This is a genomic window from Brevibacterium aurantiacum (genome assembly GCF_900169065.1).
Lineage (GTDB): Bacteria > Actinomycetota > Actinomycetes > Actinomycetales > Brevibacteriaceae > Brevibacterium > Brevibacterium aurantiacum.
In genome coordinates, this window is sequence record NZ_FXZB01000017.1 from 98,785 (window position 1) to 116,536 (window position 17,752).

The 17,752-nt window shown below is 63.4% G+C and carries 14 protein-coding genes; 4 read left to right on the forward strand and 10 right to left on the reverse strand.

Annotated elements, in window-relative coordinates; genetic code table 11:
- Positions 1-2 precede the first annotated feature (2 nt).
- The 3 genes from BAUR9175_RS12840 to BAUR9175_RS12850 all read right to left on the reverse strand — a co-directional run bounded on the left by BAUR9175_RS12840 (position 3) and on the right by BAUR9175_RS12850 (position 1,486).
- Positions 3-506: a MaoC family dehydratase gene (locus BAUR9175_RS12840; protein ID WP_009883384.1), complete on the reverse strand. Its 504-nt coding sequence runs from the start codon at positions 504-506 to the stop codon at positions 3-5.
- Between the two features lie 159 nt (positions 507-665).
- Positions 666-1,151 carry an SRPBCC family protein gene (locus tag BAUR9175_RS12845; RefSeq protein ID WP_069601286.1) on the reverse strand — a complete coding sequence of 162 codons (486 nt, stop codon included), beginning with the start codon at positions 1,149-1,151 and terminating at the stop codon, positions 666-668.
- Between the two features lie 23 nt (positions 1,152-1,174).
- Positions 1,175-1,486, reverse strand: a complete 312-nt coding sequence (locus tag BAUR9175_RS12850; protein ID WP_009883382.1) for an ArsR/SmtB family transcription factor — start codon at positions 1,484-1,486, stop codon at positions 1,175-1,177.
- A gap of 127 nt (positions 1,487-1,613) precedes the next feature.
- Here BAUR9175_RS12850 and BAUR9175_RS12855 point away from each other — a divergent pair, with 127 nt between their 5' ends.
- Complete coding sequence (locus BAUR9175_RS12855) at positions 1,614-2,435, forward strand: HAD-IIA family hydrolase (RefSeq protein ID WP_009883381.1); 822 nt, start codon at positions 1,614-1,616, stop codon at positions 2,433-2,435.
- A 45-nt stretch (positions 2,436-2,480) separates the two neighbouring features.
- Here the strand turns inward: BAUR9175_RS12855 and cls are convergent, their stop codons facing one another.
- From cls to BAUR9175_RS12875, 4 genes are all read right to left on the reverse strand, one after another.
- Positions 2,481-3,953: a cardiolipin synthase gene (cls, locus tag BAUR9175_RS12860; RefSeq protein WP_307722851.1), complete on the reverse strand. Its 1,473-nt coding sequence runs from the start codon at positions 3,951-3,953 to the stop codon at positions 2,481-2,483.
- A gap of 150 nt (positions 3,954-4,103) precedes the next feature.
- Positions 4,104-5,276, reverse strand: a complete 1,173-nt coding sequence (locus tag BAUR9175_RS12865; RefSeq protein WP_101583994.1) for an acyl-CoA dehydrogenase family protein — start codon at positions 5,274-5,276, stop codon at positions 4,104-4,106.
- Positions 5,277-5,351: 75 nt separating this feature from the next.
- Positions 5,352-7,373, reverse strand: a complete 2,022-nt coding sequence (locus tag BAUR9175_RS12870; protein ID WP_101583996.1) for an acetyl-CoA carboxylase biotin carboxylase subunit — start codon at positions 7,371-7,373, stop codon at positions 5,352-5,354.
- Positions 7,374-7,381: 8 nt separating this feature from the next.
- Positions 7,382-8,995, reverse strand: a complete 1,614-nt coding sequence (locus BAUR9175_RS12875; RefSeq protein ID WP_101583997.1) for a carboxyl transferase domain-containing protein — start codon at positions 8,993-8,995, stop codon at positions 7,382-7,384.
- A 127-nt stretch (positions 8,996-9,122) separates the two neighbouring features.
- Between BAUR9175_RS12875 and BAUR9175_RS12880 the strand changes: the two genes are divergently transcribed.
- Positions 9,123-9,755: a TetR/AcrR family transcriptional regulator gene (locus BAUR9175_RS12880; protein WP_009883376.1), complete on the forward strand. Its 633-nt coding sequence runs from the start codon at positions 9,123-9,125 to the stop codon at positions 9,753-9,755.
- 24 nt (positions 9,756-9,779) lie between these two features.
- On the opposite strand, the gene BAUR9175_RS12885 is transcribed toward BAUR9175_RS12880, so the two are convergent.
- The 3 genes from BAUR9175_RS12885 to BAUR9175_RS12895 all read right to left on the reverse strand — a co-directional run bounded on the left by BAUR9175_RS12885 (position 9,780) and on the right by BAUR9175_RS12895 (position 14,179).
- The gene (locus tag BAUR9175_RS12885) at positions 9,780-10,700 is read right to left on the reverse strand and encodes an NADP-dependent oxidoreductase (RefSeq protein ID WP_009883375.1); all 921 of its coding nucleotides are present in this window, start codon (positions 10,698-10,700) and stop codon (positions 9,780-9,782) included.
- Between the two features lie 97 nt (positions 10,701-10,797).
- Complete coding sequence (locus BAUR9175_RS12890; RefSeq protein ID WP_096146636.1) at positions 10,798-12,969, reverse strand: 3-hydroxyacyl-CoA dehydrogenase NAD-binding domain-containing protein; 2,172 nt, start codon at positions 12,967-12,969, stop codon at positions 10,798-10,800.
- Between the two features lies 1 nt (position 12,970).
- Positions 12,971-14,179 carry an acetyl-CoA C-acetyltransferase gene (locus BAUR9175_RS12895; RefSeq protein ID WP_069599665.1) on the reverse strand — a complete coding sequence of 403 codons (1,209 nt, stop codon included), beginning with the start codon at positions 14,177-14,179 and terminating at the stop codon, positions 12,971-12,973.
- A 333-nt stretch (positions 14,180-14,512) separates the two neighbouring features.
- On the opposite strand from BAUR9175_RS12895, the gene BAUR9175_RS12900 reads away from it, so the two are divergent.
- Positions 14,513-16,018: a hypothetical protein gene (locus tag BAUR9175_RS12900; RefSeq protein ID WP_096146635.1), complete on the forward strand. Its 1,506-nt coding sequence runs from the start codon at positions 14,513-14,515 to the stop codon at positions 16,016-16,018.
- A 254-nt stretch (positions 16,019-16,272) separates the two neighbouring features.
- Positions 16,273-17,637 (forward strand): protein rep, encoded by a 1,365-nt coding sequence (locus tag BAUR9175_RS12905; protein ID WP_257944333.1) that lies wholly within the window; start codon positions 16,273-16,275, stop codon positions 17,635-17,637.
- Positions 17,638-17,752 lie beyond the last annotated feature (115 nt).

Sequence of the window (17,752 nt, forward strand, 5' to 3'; positions counted from 1 at the left end):
GCTCACTTTCCTGTCTCGGGCGCTGTGTCTGCGTGGCTGGAGTCGAACATCATGGTCTGGCGCACGGCCTTGGCCACGAGCGTTCCGTCCTGGTTGTAGCCGCGGTGTTCCAAGGTCACGATGCCCTGGCCGGGACGGGACTTCGACGCGCGTTTGTCGAGGATCGTCGTCTCCGCGTACAGGGTGTCGCCATGGAAGAGCGGGGCCGGGAAGGCGACCTCGGAGAAGCCGAGATTGCCGACGATGGTGCCCTGCGTCAGCTGCGTGACCGAGAGGCCGATGAGGGTGGAGAGTGTGAACATCGAGTTGACGAGGCGCTGGCCGAAGGGCTCTGTCGCTGCGAAGGCCGCGTCGAGGTGAAGGGCCTGCGTATTCATGGTCACGGCGGTGAACCAGGTGTTGTCCGCCTCGGTGATGGTCCGGCCCGGTGCATGCTTGTAGATCGCGCCGACTTCCATCTCGTCCAGCCACAGACCTCGTTGTTCGATGACCTTCTGCTCACTCATGCGTCACTCCTCTGTGTCACGTGTGTCTCTGACCACTTGTCGTGATGCGAGCTTATCGTCTGCCGCCCGACGGCAGGCAGTCAGGGTCCCTGCGTGGGATCCTGACTGCCTGCGGCCGGCTTAGCTGCCGATTTCACCCGAGCAGCACGGTTGGCGATCTCAGTTGGCGATCTCGGCCTCGAATACGTTGAAGGCGGAGTTCCAGCCGTCGTAGGCGCTGGCGTCGGAGCCGGAGTCGTTGGGAATGCCGGTCAGAGCGAACGTCATCCGGGTGGTGTTCGCATCGATCTCCTCGAACACGACGCTGACCTGCGGAGCGTCGTCGACATCGTCGGGACTTCCCCAGGTGAAGTCGAGCCGGTGAGGCGCGTCGATTACCAGGTATTTGCCCGCGGTGGGGAATTCCTGTCCTGTCTCCTCGATGCGCATGGTGTAGGTGTAGAGACCGCCGACGCGCAGGTCGACGCTGACGGACTCTCGTGGCGTGACCAATGTTTCCGGATGGAACCAGCGGGCAATGACATCGGGATTGGTCCAGGCTTCCCAGACACGGTCTCGTGGTGCGGCGAAGTCTCTCACGATGGTGAAGCCGGGCTCCTCCGTCGTCGGCTGCGCGGTGTCGGCGGCTGTGCTGTTGTGGTTCATGATGATTCTCCTCCTTGAGTCGATCATTTCTCCTCGGCCAATACCTGGTCGAGGTTGTCGAATCGCTGCTGCCAGTCCTCGTGTGCTGCCATCAGCCACTCGTTTGCGGCCGACAGCGGCCCAGTGTTGAGATGCACGATTCGTCGCTGTGCGCTCTTGACCCGGGTGATCAGCCCCGCGTCCTCGAGCACCTTGAGATGCTGTGAGACCGCCGATCGGCTGATCGGCAGCGGTTCGGCGAGGTCTCCGGCGCTGAGGTCACCGTCGCGCAGACGATCGACCATCGCCCGCCTGGTCGGATCGGCCAGAGCACCGAACAGAGCATTCAAGTTCATTTCAGCACTTCCTTAATTAAGGGATTACTACAATACGCCGGTGTGATGAGCTGTCAAGGGTTTTCGCTCAAACCCGACTAGGCTAGGAGACAGCCGTAAGGGCTCGCCGACTATCTTCAGGAGAGACATGGACCGCGACTCGATCGAATGCTGGTTGACCGACATGGACGGTGTCCTGGTCAAGGAGAACAATCCCCTGCCCGGCGCGGCCGAGCTCCTCGCGCAGTGGCGTCAGGCCGACATTCCCTACCTGGTACTGACGAACAATTCGATCTACACCGCCCGAGACCTCTCTGCTCGGCTCCGCTCGAACGGCCTCGACGTTCCCGAGTCGAAGATCTGGACCTCGGCGATGGCCACCGCAGACTTCCTGTCGAACCAGGTCGAGCACGGCACCGCCTATGTCGTCGGTGAGGCGGGACTGACCACCGCCATCCACGAGGCGGGGTTCATCATGACCGAGAAGGATCCGGACTTCGTCGTCGTCGGCGAAACCCATTCCTACTCCTTCGAGGCGATCACCAAGGCGATCCGCCTCATCCAGGGCGGTTCGCGCTTCATCGTGACCAACCCCGACGCCACCGGCCCCAGCCCTGAAGGTGTCCTCCCTGCCACCGGCGCCATCGCCGCCCTCATCACGAAGGCCACGAACCGTGACCCCTATGTCGTGGGCAAGCCGAACCCGATGATGTTCCGCTCCGCACTCAATCAGATCGGCGCGCACTCGGTGAGCACCGCAATGATCGGCGACCGAATGGACACCGACATCATTGCGGGAATGGAGGCAGGCATGCACACGGTGCTCGTTCTCTCAGGCATCTCCACCGCCGAGGATGTGCGCCATTTCCCCTTCCGCCCCAACGAGATCGTCAACGGAGTCCATGACCTCCTCGACGTCCCCCTCGATCAGCGGGATTCACTGGGACCCGACGCCACCGGCTCCGCCTGAGGCGCCCCGCGGGACACCGAGCCAACTCGCCTCAGCGAACTCGACTCACTGCAGTGACGAAGTCAGGCGCATGACTGACTCCAGGTAGCGGCGGATGTAGGGTCGCTGCTCCCATTCGTCGAGGGAGAGCTCACTGCTCTCGGCCTGGTACTCGGCGACCACCTCGGCGATGTCGTGGACGAGGTCACCGCCTGTCGTGAGCAGGCTGATCTCGTAGTTGAGGCCGAATGAGCGCATGTCCAGGTTCGACGAGCCCATCACCGCGTACTCATCGTCGACGATGAGGCACTTGGTGTGCAGGACCTGCGGCTTCGGGTAGCGGAAGATCCGCACTCCGACTTCCAGCAGCGACCGGTAGTACGAGGCCTGGGCGAAGTCGACCATGAACTGGTCGGCCTGTTCGCTGACGTAGAGTTCGACGTCGACGCCGCGCTCGGCGGCGGTGACGACGGCGGCCAACAGGGACTCGTCGGGCACGAAGTACGGGCTGACGATCGCCAGACGCTTCTGCGCCAGGTATATCAGCGAGGTGAAGACTTTGAGGTTGGGTTCGGTGGTGAAGCCCGGGCCCGAGGGAACGAGCTGCATGGCGCTCGTCTGCCCACCCACGTCCGGTAGGTAGGCATCACGATCATAGGTCCTGATCCCCAAGGCCTCATCGCATTCGGTGTACCAGTCGGTGGCGAACACGGCCTCGACGGCGGCGACGATGGGCCCGGAGAGTTCGACCATGATGTCGTGCCAGGCCCGGCCGATCTTCACGTTCGACTTCTTCAGGTACGAGGAGTCGATCATGTTCTGGGACCCCATCATCGCCTTCTTCCCGTCGACGACGAGGAGCTTGCGGTGGTTGCGCAGGTCAATGCGCCGGGCCTTCCCACGCCAGGGGATGAAGGGAAGCATCAGGTGCCAGTCGATTCCGCCCTTGGTCAGACGCTTGCCGAGGCGGTGGAATCCCGGATACTTCCGCGAGCCGATGTGGTCGAAGAGGACCCTGACCTTCACTCCCCGGTCCGCGGCTCGTTCGAGTGCGCGGAAGAAGACGTCGGTCGTCGAATCCCAGGCCATGATGTAGATCTCGACGTGCACGTATTCGCGCGCCTCATCGACGAGTTCTGACATCCGTTCGATGCTGGCCTCATAGTCGCTGGTGACACCGTGACTGTCGCCGGTGACCATCGGCAGAGCCGTGAGCCTGCGCCCCAGCTGAGCGATTGACACGAACCCGGGGGCAGTCTGCAGCGACGGGGGCACGTCGGGCAGGTCGTCGGCACCTTCGTGCATGAGCTCATCGGCCTGCGCCTGAATGCGTGCCCGACGCCGATTGATGTAGGGGCTGCCGAGCATGAGGAACAGCGGGATCCCGACGATGGGGACGAACAGGATAAGCAGCAGCCAGGCCGAGGACGAGGAGGGCCTGCGGTCCTCGGGGACGACGCCGACGGCGATGATCTTCACCACGTATTCGATGACGATCCAACTCGCGCCCAGGACCGACGCCACGACGCTGTAGTCCACGTATATCCTCCCTGTCCTCGACTGATTCTGTGCTCCACACTAACTGAGCCTGTTCCCAGCAGATGACAGCACCGCCCGCCGAGGTGGCCCTGCACTTCCGTACGGAAGCGTGGAACCACCTCGGCGGGCGGTGTGCTGGTCTCGGTGAGCTCAGATCCCGAGTTCGCGGGCGATGAGCATGAGCTGGACCTCGGTGGTGCCCTCCCCGACCTCGAGGATCTTCGAGTCGCGGTAGTGGCGGGCGACGAGGTATTCGTTCATGAAGCCGTAGCCGCCGTGGATCTGTGTGGCGTCGCGGGCGTTGTCCATGGCTGCTTCGCCGGCGATCATCTTCGCAATGGCGGCTTCCTTCTTGAACGGCAGTCCGGCGAGCATCCGCGAAGCCGCGAGGTAGTACGCCGACCGGGCGGCGACGACGCGGGCTTCCATACGGGCGATCTTGAAGGAGATGCCCTGGAAGTCGGCAATCGGCTTGCCGAAGGCCTGGCGCTCCTTCGCGTACTTCACGGATTCGTCGACACAGCCCTGGGCAGCGCCGACGGACAGGGCGCCGACGGCGATGCGTCCCTCGTCAAGGATGCGCAGGAAGTTCGCGTAGCCGCGTCCGCGTTCACCGAGGAGGTTCTCTTCGGGCACCTGCACGTTGTCGAAGGTGAGCGGGTGCGTGTCCGAGGAGTTCCAGCCGACCTTGTCATAGGCCGGTTCGGCGGTGAAGCCGGGGGTGCCGGTGGGGATCATGATCGTCGAGATCTCTGGAACTTCGCGACCCGACTTCGAGGTCCGGGTTCCGGTCACAGCGGTGGCCGTGACCAGGCGGGTGATGTCGGTGCCGGAGTTCGTGATGAAGCACTTGCTGCCGTTGACCGTCCAGGTGCCGTTCTCCAGCGTGGCCTTGGTCTTCGTTCCCCCGGCGTCCGAGCCTGCCTCGGGTTCGGTCAGACCGAAAGCGCCCAGGCCGGAGGCGTCGGTGAGTTTGGGCAGCCATTCGCGCTTCTGCTCTTCGGTGCCGAAGCGGTAGATCGGCATTGCGCCCAGGGAGACGCCGGCTTCGAGTGTGATGGCCAGCGACTGGTTGACGCGGGCGATCTCCTCGATGGCCAGGGTCAGGGCGAAGTAGTCCCCGCCCATGCCGCCGTACTCTTCGTCGAAGGGCAGGCCGAAGAGTCCCATCTCGCCCATCTTCGCAACGAGGTCGTAGGGGAACTCGTGCTTGGCGTCGAGTTCGGCTGAGACGGGTGCGACCTCTTCGTCGGCGAACTTCGCGACGCCGGCTCGCAGGTCTTCGTATTCTTCGGGCAGCATGCCCGGAACGAAAGCTGTCATGATTTCCTCCCCGCTGAATGCGTGGTCAGTGAGTTTCCAGTGGTCAGTTGATTGCGTGATCAGTTGGCTGTTTGCCTAGTTGGCTGTGTCCGCGGCGGCTGAGTCGGCGGCTTCGGCTGCGGCCTCGTCGACGACGGTGGCGAGCACCTCGTCGAGTCCGACCTGGGCGCCTTGGACGGCGGTGACGGTGACGATGCCTGCCGCAGGTGCGGTGAGCACGTGTTCCATCTTCATCGCCTCGACGACGACGATCGGATCACCCTGGTCGACGTGGTCTCCGGACTCGACCCGAACCGCGACGACGGATCCGGGCATCGGGGCGAGCACCTCGGCGCCGTCGAGACCCGGGGTCAGGGACGTATCGGCCTGGGACCGGGTGAAGACAAAGACCCCTCGGTCGCTGCTGACCCAGATGCTGCGATCGCGGGCATCGGAGAACACCCGGGCGGTGGTCTGGACACCGTCGATGGTCAGGTGCCAGAGGCCGTCGTCATCGATTGTGACGTCATCGACCTGTGCTTCGACGTCGACGTTCTCCCCGCCGGAGGTCAGCGCGACGCTGGGTCGGAAGTCCGGTCGTGAGGTGCGCCAGGCAGAGGGCCTCCCCCACGCCGAGGCGGTGGCCGAGTTCTGCGGCAGGTGTGCTGCCGTGAGTGCTCCGGTCAGTTCGGTTCCAGCACGGCCGCCGGTGACGAGCACGGCCGTGGCAGCCAGCTGACGGTCGAGATCGCCGGGTGCGTGTGCCAGCTGGTCCTCGCCGAGGCGGTCGATGAGTGAGGTATCGAGGTTGCCCGAGACCACCTCGTCGAGGCCCATCAGGGTGCGCAGGAAATCGATGTTCGTCACGATCCCGGGTACAGCCGAAGCCGCAAGTGCGGCATCGAGACGAGCGATCGCCGCGGCACGGTCGGGAGCGTGGACGATGAGTTTGGCGATCATCGGGTCGTAGTCCGAGGCGATGGTCTGCCCGGCGTCGAGTCCGGCGTCGATGCGGATGCCCTCTCCTTCGGGGAAGACGACGTCAAGTGCCCGGCCGCCGGTGGGCAGGAATCCGCGAGAGGGGTCCTCCGCGTAGATGCGGGCCTCGATCGAGTGGCCGGTCATCGTGATGTCGTCCTGGCTCAGCGGCAGTTCCTCGCCGGCGCCGACGCGCAGCTGGAGTTCGACGAGGTCGATGCCGGTGACCTCCTCGGTGACCGGGTGTTCGACCTGGAGCCGGGTGTTCATCTCCATGAAGAAGAACTCGTCGGGGCGGTCGGCGCCGACGATGAATTCGACGGTGCCTGCCCCGCGGTAGCCCACGGACTTCGCGGTCTCGCAGGCTGCCTGGCCGATACGCGCCCTGGTCGCCTCATCGAGCAGCGCCGAGGGTGCTTCCTCGATGACCTTCTGGTGGCGGCGCTGCAGTGAGCACTCTCGTTCGCCGAGGTGGATGACGTTGCCGTGGGCGTCGGCCATGATCTGGACTTCGATGTGTCGCGGGGTCGCGACGAGGCGTTCGAGGAACAGCGTGTCGTCGCCGAAGGAGCTCGCGGCCTCACGGCGGGCCGTGTCCAGAGCAGTGGCCAGCTCAGAGGGTTCGAAGACCGCGTGCATGCCCTTGCCGCCGCCACCGGCGGAGGGTTTGATGAGCACCGGGAAGCCGATGTCATCGGCCGCGGTGACCAGCGATTCGTTCGACATGGCTGCGTCTTTGGTGCCGGGCACCAACGGCACGCCGCGCTGGGAGACCGCGTTCTTGGCGGTGATCTTGTCGCCCATAGTGCGGATCGCCTCGGCACCGGGACCGAGGAACACGATTCCTTCCGACTCGCAGGCAGCGGAGAAGTCGGCATTCTCGGACAGGAATCCGTAGCCGGGGTGGATCGCCTCGGCGCCGGTGGTCTTGGCTGCGGCGATGACTTTGTCGATGCGCAGGTAGGATTCGGAGGCTTGGGCGGGTCCCAGGTGCACGGCGGTGTCGGCGGCCTTGACGTGTGCGGCCTGGGCGTCGGCGTCGGAGTAGACGGCGACTGTTCTGATGCCCAGTCGACGGCAGGTGCGGATGACGCGGAGTGCGATTTCGCCGCGGTTGGCGATGAGTACTGTGTTGAACATGGATGAGCTCACATTCTGAAAACGCCGTAGCCGCTGGCGTTCAGCGGGCGTTCCATAGGTCCGAAGCGGGCGAGTTCGAGGGCCAGGGACAGAACCTGGCGGGTGTCGGTGGGTTCGATGATTCCGTCGTCCCAGAGCCTGGCCGTCGAGTAGTAGGGGTTGCCCTGAGCTTCGTACTGGTCACGCACGGGCTGTTTGAAAGTGTCTTCCTCTTCGGCGCTCCAGGTTTCGCCGCGGCCTTCGATCTGGTCGCGTTTGACCGTCGAGAGGACGCTGGCTGCCTGTTCGCCGCCCATGACTGAGATGCGGGCGTTGGGCCACATCCACAGGAAGCGGGGTGAGTAGGCGCGGCCGCACATGGAGTAGTTGCCGGCGCCGAAGGAGCCGCCGATGACGACGGTGAATTTGGGTACGCGGGCGGTGGCGACGGCGTTGACCATCTTCGCTCCGTGCTTGGCGATGCCGCCTGCTTCGTAGTCTCGTCCGACCATGAAGCCGGAGATGTTCTGCAGGAAGATCAGGGGCACGCTGCGCTGGTCGCAGAGTTCGATGAAGTGGGCGCCCTTCTGCGCGGATTCGCCGAAGAGGATGCCGTTGTTCGCAACGATCCCCACCGGGTGTCCGTCGAGGTGGGCGAAGCCGGTGATGAGGCTGGTGCCGTATTCGGCCTTGAATTCGTGGAATTCCGAACCATCGACGAGGCGGGCGATGACTTCGTGGACATCGTAGGGCGTGCGTGAGTCGACGGGCACGACCGAGGTGAGTTCCTCGGGTGAGTGCAGCGGTTCCCGAGTTTCGACGACGTCCCAGTTGGGCTGGGGCTTGGGCCCGAGAGTGGAGACGATGTCGCGCATGATCTCCAGGGCGTGGGAGTCATTGGCCGCGAGGTGGTCGGTGACTCCGGAGACGCGTGAGTGGAGTGCTCCGCCGCCGAGGTCCTCTGCGCTGACTTCCTCGCCTGTTGCGGCCTTGACCAGGGGTGGGCCGCCGAGGAAGATTGTGCCCTGTTCACTCACTATGATCGACTCATCGGCCATGGCCGGAACGTAGGCGCCTCCGGCGGTGCAGGAGCCCAGCACCGCTGCCAGCTGCGGGATGCCTGCTGCCGAGAGTGTGGCCTGGTTGAAGAAGATGCGGCCGAAGTGCTCACGGTCGGGGAAGACATCGTCCTGGTTGGGCAGGTTGGCGCCTCCCGAGTCGACGAGGTAGATGCAGGGAAGACTGTTCTCCTTCGCGACCTCCTGGGCGCGCAGATGCTTCTTCACCGTGACGGGGTAGTAGGTGCCGCCCTTGACGGTGGCGTCGTTGGCCACGATCACGCATTCGCGTCCGTTGACTCGTCCGATTCCGGTGATGATTCCGGCACCGGGGCTGGCATCGTCGTACATGCCGTTGGCCGCCAGTGGGGACAGTTCGAGGAACGGGGTTCCGGGGTCGAGCAGATGTTCCACACGGTCCCGAGGCAGCAGCTTGCCCCGGTCGATGTGGCGCTGCCTGGACTTCTCGGGTCCACCCAGGGCCGTGACCTGGATCCGTTCCCGGAGTTCAGCGATGAGTTCGGCATGGGCCTCGGCGTTCGCCTGCCCCGTTGCCGGACTGACCGCAGTTCCCACTGCTCTCATTCCACTCCCCATTTCAGTTAATATTGGTTAACTGACTGCTATGATACTGCTCAAAGCCCAATGTCACAATGCGCACGATGGAACGGACTTCGAGCCGGGTGCGAGCCAAGGAGATGAGGTGACGGAGATGGAGCCGAAGGCGCCTGCGCGCTCAACGACGGCTGATTCGGGAACCGCCGGGACCACCCGCGCTGCGGCGAAGGCAGCACGTCGCGAACAGCTGCTGTCGGTGGCGAAGAACCTCTATGCCCGACACGGATTCCATGGTGTTCGCCTCGATGACTTAGGCAAGGGCGCCGGGATCTCCGCACCGGCGGTCTATCGACATTTCGAGTCCAAGGAAGCCGTCCTCGAAGAGCTCCTCGTCGGAATCTCTGAGTATCTGAACTCGGGCGGGGACGCGATCATCACGCGCCACGAGGACGACAGGGCCACCTCGGCGCTCATCGAGCTCATCGACTTCCATGTCGCCTTCGCCATGAGTGAGCCCGAGCTGATTCGGATTCAGGATCGGGACCTTGCGGCACTGCCCGAGGCATCGAGGCGCACTGTGCGTCGCCTGCAGAGAAGCTATGTCAGTCACTGGGCCGAGGTCGTGGCGCAGGCCAATCCGGACTGGTCGCTGGATGCGGCGACGGTGCGTGTGCACGCGGTCTTCGGCATGATCAATTCGACCCCGTACCAGGCCAGGCACTCAAGCGCCGAGGTGGTCGGGGTCGAATTGCGTGCCGCCGCTCGGGCAGCACTGGGGATCGGCTGACGCTTCAGCCAGCCGCACGAAACATCAGGGGACGATGATGAGCTTTCCTCGTGTGTGTCCTGTTGCGCTGGTGTTGAAGGCCTCGGGCACCTCGTCGAGGCTGAAGGTGCGCGCCACCTCGACGGTGAGCTCACCTGAATCGACGAGCTCGGCCACTCGCGCGGTCTGCGAACCGTAGGGGCGCACCCAGATGTAGCGGCCACCGTGCTCGGCCACCGAAGGATCTGCGACCGAGGCATGTGTCCCGCCGTCCCCCAGCACCGCAAGAGTCGTGTCGAGCACCTCTCCGACGAAGTCGACGACGCCATCGACCGGGCCGCCCACGACTTCGAGGACGCGGTCGGCCAGTCCTTCGCCATAGGTCACAGGCTCTGCTCCAAGGCCGCGCAGGTATTCGTGGTTGGCCTCCGAGGCGGTGCCGATGACCCGGGCTCCGAAGGACTTCGCGATCTGCACCGCGAAGCTGCCCACTCCCCCGGATGCTCCGTGGACGAGTACGGTTTTGCCGTTGATGTCGCCCAGTGCCTCGAGGGTGCGCAGCGCGGTGCCACCTGCCAGAGGCAGTCCACCCGCCTGCTCCCAGCTCAGACTCTTAGGCTTCGCGGTCACCGAGTGGACGGGCACGGCCACCTTCTGCGCGAACGTGCCGGCGCCGAGGACGTCTTTGCGGGCGTAGGCGATGACCTCGTCGCCGATCTGGAATTCCGGGGTGTCCGCGCCGAGGCCGATGACGACTCCGGCCACGTCCCAGCCTGGGGTGACGGGGAACTGGACGGGCATGATCGCATCGAGGTGACCGCCCACAAGCTTCCAGTCGACCGGGTTCACTCCGGCGGCACGGACCTCGATGAGCACCGATGCCGGCGGGACCTTCGGATCGTCGACCTCGCGAACGGTGATGTCACCGAAGTCGTCGGTGTACTGGTCATAGACTGCTGCACGCATATCGGCGGCCTTCCGGTAGTCATCAGTGGATAGCTGATGAACACCGAAAGACCGCCGAGCTATTCCTGCGGGCAGGTCCTATTCGTAGGTGTTGTTCCTATTCGTAGGTGTTGTTCGACTTCGCCCGCTCAACGAGTGAGGCCGGCGGAGTGAACCGGTCACCGTAGGTTGCGGCGAGTTCCTTGGCACGTTCGACGAAGCTGGCCAGGCCGCCTTCGTACTGGTTGACGTACTGGAGCACGCCACCGGTCCACGCTGGGAAGCCGATGCCGAAGATCGATCCGATGTTGGCATCCGGCACCGAGGTGAGCACACCCTCGTCGAGGCATTTGATCGTCTCGATCGCCTCGGCGAAGAGCATCCGCTCCTGCAGGTCGGTGAAGGGCTGGGTGGCGGAGCCGGAGTTGTACTTCTCCCGCAGGCCGGGCCACAGCTTGCCGCGTTTGCCGTCCTCGTCGTATTCGTAGAATCCGGCGCCGTCCTTGCGGCCGGTGCGCTTAGCCTCCTCGACCATCCAGTCGAAGACCGCGTCGGAGGGGTGGCTCTCGCGCTGTCCTCCTGCGGCTTCGATGGCCTCTTCGGTTTCCTTCCGGATCTTCTGCGACAGAGTCAGCGTCAGCTCATCGAGCAGCTGCAGTGCACCGGTCGGGTAACCGGCCTGCAGTGCTGCCTGCTCCACGGTTGCCGGCTCCACTCCCTCGCCGACTGCGGCGACCGCCTCGGCGATGAAGGTTCCGATCACACGGGAGGTGAAGAATCCGCGGGAGTCGGTGACGACGATCGGGGTCTTCTTGATCTGCTGGACGAGGTCGAAGGTGCGCGCCAGAGTCTCATCTGAGGTGTTGTCACCACGGATGATCTCGACCAGGGGCATCTTGTCCGCGGGCGAGAAGAAGTGGACGCCGATGAAATCGGAATCGCGCTTGACCCCGGTGGCCAGGTCGGTGATCGGCAGGGTCGAGGTGTTGGAGCCGAGCACTGCGTCGGAGTCGACGACATCCTGGATCTCCTGGAACACCTGCTGCTTCAGCGGCACCGATTCGAAGACGGCTTCGATGACGAAGTCGACTCCGGCGAAGTCATCAGCCGAAGCACTCGGGGTGATCCGGTCGAGGACGGCCTTGCTCTTCTCAGCCGTCGTCTTGCCCTTGGCCAGGGCTGATTCCTCACGCTTGCGCGCATAGGCCTTGCCCTTGTCCGCGGCTTCGATCTTGACGTCCTTGAGGACGACGTCGATGCCGGCTTTGGCTGCGGTGTAGGCGATCGCGGCGCCCATCATTCCGGCACCGAGGACGCCGAGCTTCTTCACCTGACGCGGTTCGATGCCATCGGGTCGCGAGCCGCCGGAGTTGATGTGTCCGAGGTCGAAGAAGAACGCCTTGATCATGTTCTTCGCCACCGGAGTGTGGGTGAGGTGGACGAAGTAGCGGGTTTCGACTGCCAGTGCTGTGTCGATGTCGACGTAGGCACCCTCGACGGCGGCAGCGATCGCCGCGCGCGGAGCGGGCATCGGTGCACCCTTGGTCTGACGACGCAGGAGCGCCGGCAGCGCGGGCAGCATCGCGCCCAGTGACGGTGAGGTGGGTGATCCGCCGGGGATCTTGAAGCCTTTGACGTCCCAGGGCTGAGTCGCCTCGGGGTTGGCCTTGATCCAGTCCTTGGCACGATCTTCGAGCTCGGCCACGGGGGCGAGTTCGTCGATGAGGCCGAGCTTGAGAGCCTCGGCTGCCTTGAACTTCGTCGACGGCAGGATGGCCTTCTGCAGTGCATTCTGGATGCCCATGAGGCGTACAGCTCTGGCGACACCGCCACCGCCGGGCAGGAGGCCCAAGGAGACTTCGGGGAATCCGACCCGCAGGCTGGAGACGTCCTCCGCTGCAATGCGGTGATGTGCGACGAGTGCAACCTCGAGGCCACCTCCGAGTGCGGCGCCGTTGATGGCTGCGACGACGGGCTTGCCCAGCGTCTCGAGGCGGCGCATGACCGCCTTCATGTGGTTGGTCAGTGCGGCTTCGGCTTCCGAGTTCTCATGGTCGGCTGCGCGCAGCTTGTTGAGGTCTCCGCCTGCGAAGAAGGTCTTCTTCGCCGAGGTGAGCACAACGCCGGTGATGTCATCGACGTTTGCTTCGAGCCAGTCCACGATGCCTTCGAAGGCATCCTTGAAATGGTCGTTCATCGTGTTGACTTTGGAATCCGGGTCGTCGAGGACGACGGTGACGATTCCGTCCGAGTCAGTGGACTTGGAGTAAGTCGTTTCAGTGTTCGTCATGTCAGACCCTTTCGATGATCGTCGCAATACCCATTCCGCCGCCGATGCACAACGTGACGAGGCCACGCTTGAGATCGCGACGTTCGAGTTCGTCGAGGACGGTGCCGAGGATCATGGCACCGGTGGCACCCAGGGGGTGGCCCATGGCGATGGCTCCGCCGTTGACGTTGACCTTGTCATGCGGGATGTTGAGGTCCTTCATCCATTTCAGGACCACTGCACCGAAGGCTTCGTTGAGTTCGAACAGGTCGATGTCCTCGACGGTCAGTCCGGCCTTGTCCAGCGCCTTCTGCGTCGCGGGTGTGGGACCGGTGAGCATGATGGTCGGCTCGGATCCTGTGACGGCAGTGGAGACGATGCGAGCGCGCGGCTTCATATTCATCGTCTGACCCACCTCGGCGTCGCCGATGATGACGAGGCTGGCCCCGTCGACGATTCCCGAGGAGTTCGCTGCGGTGTGAACGTGGTCGATCTCCTCGACCCAGTGGTACTTCTGGAGAGCAACCTCGTCGAAGCCTGCCTGCGCTGCGACCTTGGTGAAGGCCGGGGACAGCTTCGCCAGCGACTCGACGGTCGAACCGGGACGCATGTGCTCATCGGTGTCGAGCAGGGTCACACCGTTGATGTCTTTGACGGGGACGATCGACTTCTCGAAGTAGCCGTTCTCCCAGGCGTTGGCGGCGCGCTTCTGCGACTCCTCGGCGAATTCGTCGATATCGGTGCGGCTGAATCCCTCGGTGGTCGCGATGAGATCGGCGCTGATGCCCTGGGGCACGAAGTAGGTGTCGAAGTTCGTCGTCGGGTCCTGTGCCCATGCGCCTCCGTCGGAGCCGAGGGGAACGCGCGACATCGATTCGACGCCGCCGGCGAGGACGAGGTTCTCGAATCCGCTGCCGACCTTCTGTGCGGCGATGTTGACCGCTTCGAGTCCGGAGGCGCAGAAACGGTTGACCTGAACGCCGGCGACGGATTCGTCGAGTCCGGCCACGAGGGCTGCGGTGCGGGCGATGTCGCCGCCCTGTTCGCCCACGGGTGAGACGACGCCGAGGACGAGGTCGTCGATCGCTTTGTCGTCGAGATCGGGATTGCGCTCGCGCAGGGCATCGATGAGCCCTGTCACGAGATCGATTGGCTTGACGCTGTGCAGGGCACCACCGCGGTTCTTCCCGCGCGGTGTGCGCACTGCGTCGTAGATGTACGCTTCGCTCATCTGTTCCTCACAGTCCTAGGGAGCGGCCGACGATCACCCTGGTGACCTCGGCCGTGGCTACGTCAATGACGACCGTTCAACCTCGGCGGCTGATCGATCGTTCAGTAACATTCACGTCACCATTCAATACCAGTTGACTGTGATGGTCAACACGAAAACCAGACCGTGGGACCGGGGAGCCTGATGCGTGCCCACAGGAGGTCGAAACTCCTCGCATTGTTCCTGGGCTTCGGCCTGCCTGTCGGCTCCATTGCGCTCAACGTCGTTCACGCCGAAGAAGAAGTAGGCTGACCTCAACCAGATGAGAATCGTCGGTGGGCAGGAGGAAGAGATATGCGTCGCTTCTTTGCGGTGACCTCGATTCTGTCTCGGGGACGCACCGGCAGAATGTACTTCTGGCCGATCTTCGCTTCGGTATGCGTGTATGTCATTGCACTGTCCGTCCTTATGCCCCTCTTCGGTGCTGTCGAGCGGGCGGGAGCCGACGACAGAAGTCCGACACCGTCCCCTGCCCCGACGACAACACAACCTCCTGCGGGCGCACCGCCGAACTTCTCAATTGCGGTCGGCACACACGATCAGCCGCAGGAGATGCCGGCGATCCAGAGTGCAATGACGGATTACCTGTCGTTCTCCGATGAGTTCTTCACGCGACTCGAGCAGGGTGCGGTTGCACCTGATTTCTCCACGACTGAGCGCGAACTCTCACCCGAGTCCGCCCTCGCTCAGGTGGAGGACGGGACGTCGGTGCTCGCAGTCATCTTGCCGAAAGACCTCACCCCTCAGGTCATCGACGACATCAGGGCCTACTATCGCGGCGATATCGACGCCCCACGCTATGAGATCACGGTCCTGGCAAGTCCGCAGGCGTTCAACGAAGACAAGTTCATCCTCAGCCAGTATCGCGACCAGGTCATCCGCCAAGCCGAAGAGCATATCTCCGAGCAGATCCGCATCGTGGCCCGGAAATTCGGGTGCGAATCCGGCAGCAGCCAGGACTGCTCACATTCGCAGGACGAGGCCGAACGTGCCTTCGAGAGGCCCTTCGCCACCAAGGTCGAGGATGTCAGCGGGCCACCACCTGTCGACTATTTCAGTGAGGCGTCCGACGACGCCAGCCCCGCGTCGAATGCTGCAACTCCTGGACTGGACACGGTGAACAGTGGTGCCGATCCTATTGCCGCCGAACCCGACGCGACACAGCCGTCGATGCATGCCACGACCTCTGCCATCATCAGTGCACTCGTACTCGCTGCGGTCACCCTGGCGACATTGTCGTCGGTGGTCGTCAACCGAGCAGCAGGGCTGCAGGTCATCATCATCGGCCCATGGCGGTCACTGTCACCGCAGAGACCGTTCTCTCGAAGACTACTGCTGACCCAGAAGCTCGGCCTGGCCACCGCCGGAACTCTGGCACTGACGTTGGGGGCCGGGATCAGTTCGATCTGGCCGACGAGATCCATCGTCGACACCCTCGGCGCGTACCCAGGCCTGCGAATGGTCGCGATAATCGGTTTACTCGGCCTCATCTGCCTGACTGTGGCTATCGTGGTCCTCGCCGTCACCGACACCCTGGGTGTGGTGCCCGGAGCCGTGGTTGCGATCGGTGTCATTGCCTGCGGAACCATCTGGTTCACTGTGTCCGGCCTTCTCGACCCGAACCGCTCTTTCCTGTGGGCCGACGCCCGGGTGCTCATCGGCGGAAACAGTCAGTCGGTTGCCGAAGCGGTACCGACGGCCATTGTCTTGCTGGTCGCTCTTGCCGCAGCACTCTTCGGTAGTCTCGCAGCCACACGGGCCTTCGACCGCAAGTTCAGCACTCTCATCGATCGGTCCTAGACCTCATCGAACGGTTCCGCAGGGCCATCAGAAGTACGAGAAAACCCCTGTGTCCGATGTATTCTCACCGGGCACAGGGGTTCGTTGCCGAGCCGCCTGCGAGAATCGAACTCGCGACCTATTCATTACGAGGGCGGCGACTGCTAGATAAGTAGCGGTTTCGGTAGTTCCAAACGTTGCAAGGCAACGCCCCGAGACCGCTGGTTTCGATCTCGGGGCACGCCGGGGGCACAAGCCCCAGCACCTACAGATGAATGCAGTCATCTGCACAGAATCACTATATCCAGGAGCACGGACACAGCCGATCGGTCTGGTCGAAAGGCAGCCTCCTCGGTGGGGTTTCTGTGGCCGCAGGCCGCGGCGGCGATGCTGCAAGCCTCAGAGCGCGAGCACGGACGGAGTCCGCGCGCAGCAGCGACGAAGGCACAGCGGCAGAGCCGCCCTTGGTCAATCGTGGACAGCTTTTCACCCCCACCCTCAACGAGCAGCGACAAGAACGCCAGCAGCGGCGTGCTGAGAAGATCCGATTTCGTCAGGGTCTCCGAAGGTTCGCAAAACGGAAGAGTGTTCAGCTGTGTGGATCGAGGGTGTGTTCTTCGTCGGGCGTCGGAGTGCGGGTCGCCGAAACTGATTCTGGGCGGCGAGCGGGGTTCGCTGGACTCTCGACGTGCGGCAATTTGTGGCTCTGTCCAGTGTGTAGCGCCAAGATATCTGCTCGTCGGGCCGAAGAGCTCGGCACCGTCCTTAAGAATGCTCGTACCGCCGGCTATGACTTGGCCCTGGTGACTCTTACTGTTCGGCACACTGCTGAAGACTCACTTCGTGAAGTCTGGGCCGCGGTGTCGCGTGGATGGCATCGAGTAACGAGTGGAAAACCCTGGTTGACTGATAAGGAGCGTTTCGAGATTCCGGGGTGGGTGAAGGCCGTCGAAGTTACACATTCACCAAGGCACGGCTGGCACGTCCACGTTCACAGTGTTGTCGCCTACCGTGGTAGTCCCGGAGACGCGACTGCACTTGGTCAGCGAATGTTTGAACGCTGGCAGTCCGGCTTGAAAGCAACGAAAGGGCACAAGGGCTTCACAGCGCTACCCGGTTATGGGGTCGATGTGCAGGTAGCCGATGGCAGAAGTCTCGGCAACCTTGGCATGTACCTCTCGAAGCTTGGAGCCGACCTTGGAGGTCTGTCACGCGAAGTCACTCAGGGCACCCATAAGGTAGCGCGGAGCAAAAACCGCACACCGTTTCAGATTGGCAGAGACCTAGTTGCGAGTGCCGAGAAACACGATCGTAAGATCTGGGACGAGTGGCAGGAGGCCGCGCCGGGACATAGACAGATGTCGTGGGCGAAGGGTTTCCGGGAGCGGTTTGGCTTGGATGCCGAGGAAGTTTCGGACGAGCAGATCGCGGCTGAGGAGCTGGGAACCGACGATGATACCGTGTGCGTGTTGCCTTCCCCGGAGTGGAAGAAGATCAAGCATCGCTCGTGGGAATTACTCAACATAGCCGAGAACCACGGCGTCGACGGGCTTCTTCGGTGGTTAACTCGACAGGGCGTTGGTTGGGAGCCTGCTCCCCTTCGTGAACGGCGGCAAGGTGCCTATGGTGGCTCATCGTAAATAAGAGTGTAGAACCGGTCTGAAACCACCGGACTCAAGTAGGCACCTCGCGATGTAATGAGTCAGGTTACGAAACCCGAGTGCCGATCCTCGAAGGTGCTCGAGCCGACCATTG

Excerpts from the sequence above, each read along its gene's own strand:
- BAUR9175_RS12905 (WP_257944333.1), top strand. The coding sequence starts at position 16,273 with ATGCAGTCATCTGCACAGAATCACTATATCCAGGAGCACGGACACAGC.
- BAUR9175_RS12870 (WP_101583996.1), bottom strand. The coding sequence starts at position 7,373 with ATGTTCAACACAGTACTCATCGCCAACCGCGGCGAAATCGCACTCCGC.
- BAUR9175_RS12840 (WP_009883384.1), bottom strand. The coding sequence starts at position 506 with ATGAGTGAGCAGAAGGTCATCGAACAACGAGGTCTGTGGCTGGACGAG.
- BAUR9175_RS12900 (WP_096146635.1), top strand. The coding sequence starts at position 14,513 with ATGCGTCGCTTCTTTGCGGTGACCTCGATTCTGTCTCGGGGACGCACC.
- BAUR9175_RS12880 (WP_009883376.1), top strand. The coding sequence starts at position 9,123 with ATGGAGCCGAAGGCGCCTGCGCGCTCAACGACGGCTGATTCGGGAACC.
- BAUR9175_RS12890 (WP_096146636.1), bottom strand. The coding sequence starts at position 12,969 with ATGACGAACACTGAAACGACTTACTCCAAGTCCACTGACTCGGACGGA.
- BAUR9175_RS12845 (WP_069601286.1), bottom strand. The coding sequence starts at position 1,151 with ATGAACCACAACAGCACAGCCGCCGACACCGCGCAGCCGACGACGGAG.
- BAUR9175_RS12855 (WP_009883381.1), top strand. The coding sequence starts at position 1,614 with ATGGACCGCGACTCGATCGAATGCTGGTTGACCGACATGGACGGTGTC.
- BAUR9175_RS12895 (WP_069599665.1), bottom strand. The coding sequence starts at position 14,179 with ATGAGCGAAGCGTACATCTACGACGCAGTGCGCACACCGCGCGGGAAG.
- BAUR9175_RS12865 (WP_101583994.1), bottom strand. The coding sequence starts at position 5,276 with ATGACAGCTTTCGTTCCGGGCATGCTGCCCGAAGAATACGAAGACCTG.
- BAUR9175_RS12850 (WP_009883382.1), bottom strand. The coding sequence starts at position 1,486 with ATGAACTTGAATGCTCTGTTCGGTGCTCTGGCCGATCCGACCAGGCGG.
- BAUR9175_RS12875 (WP_101583997.1), bottom strand. The coding sequence starts at position 8,995 with ATGAGAGCAGTGGGAACTGCGGTCAGTCCGGCAACGGGGCAGGCGAAC.
- BAUR9175_RS12885 (WP_009883375.1), bottom strand. The coding sequence starts at position 10,700 with ATGCGTGCAGCAGTCTATGACCAGTACACCGACGACTTCGGTGACATC.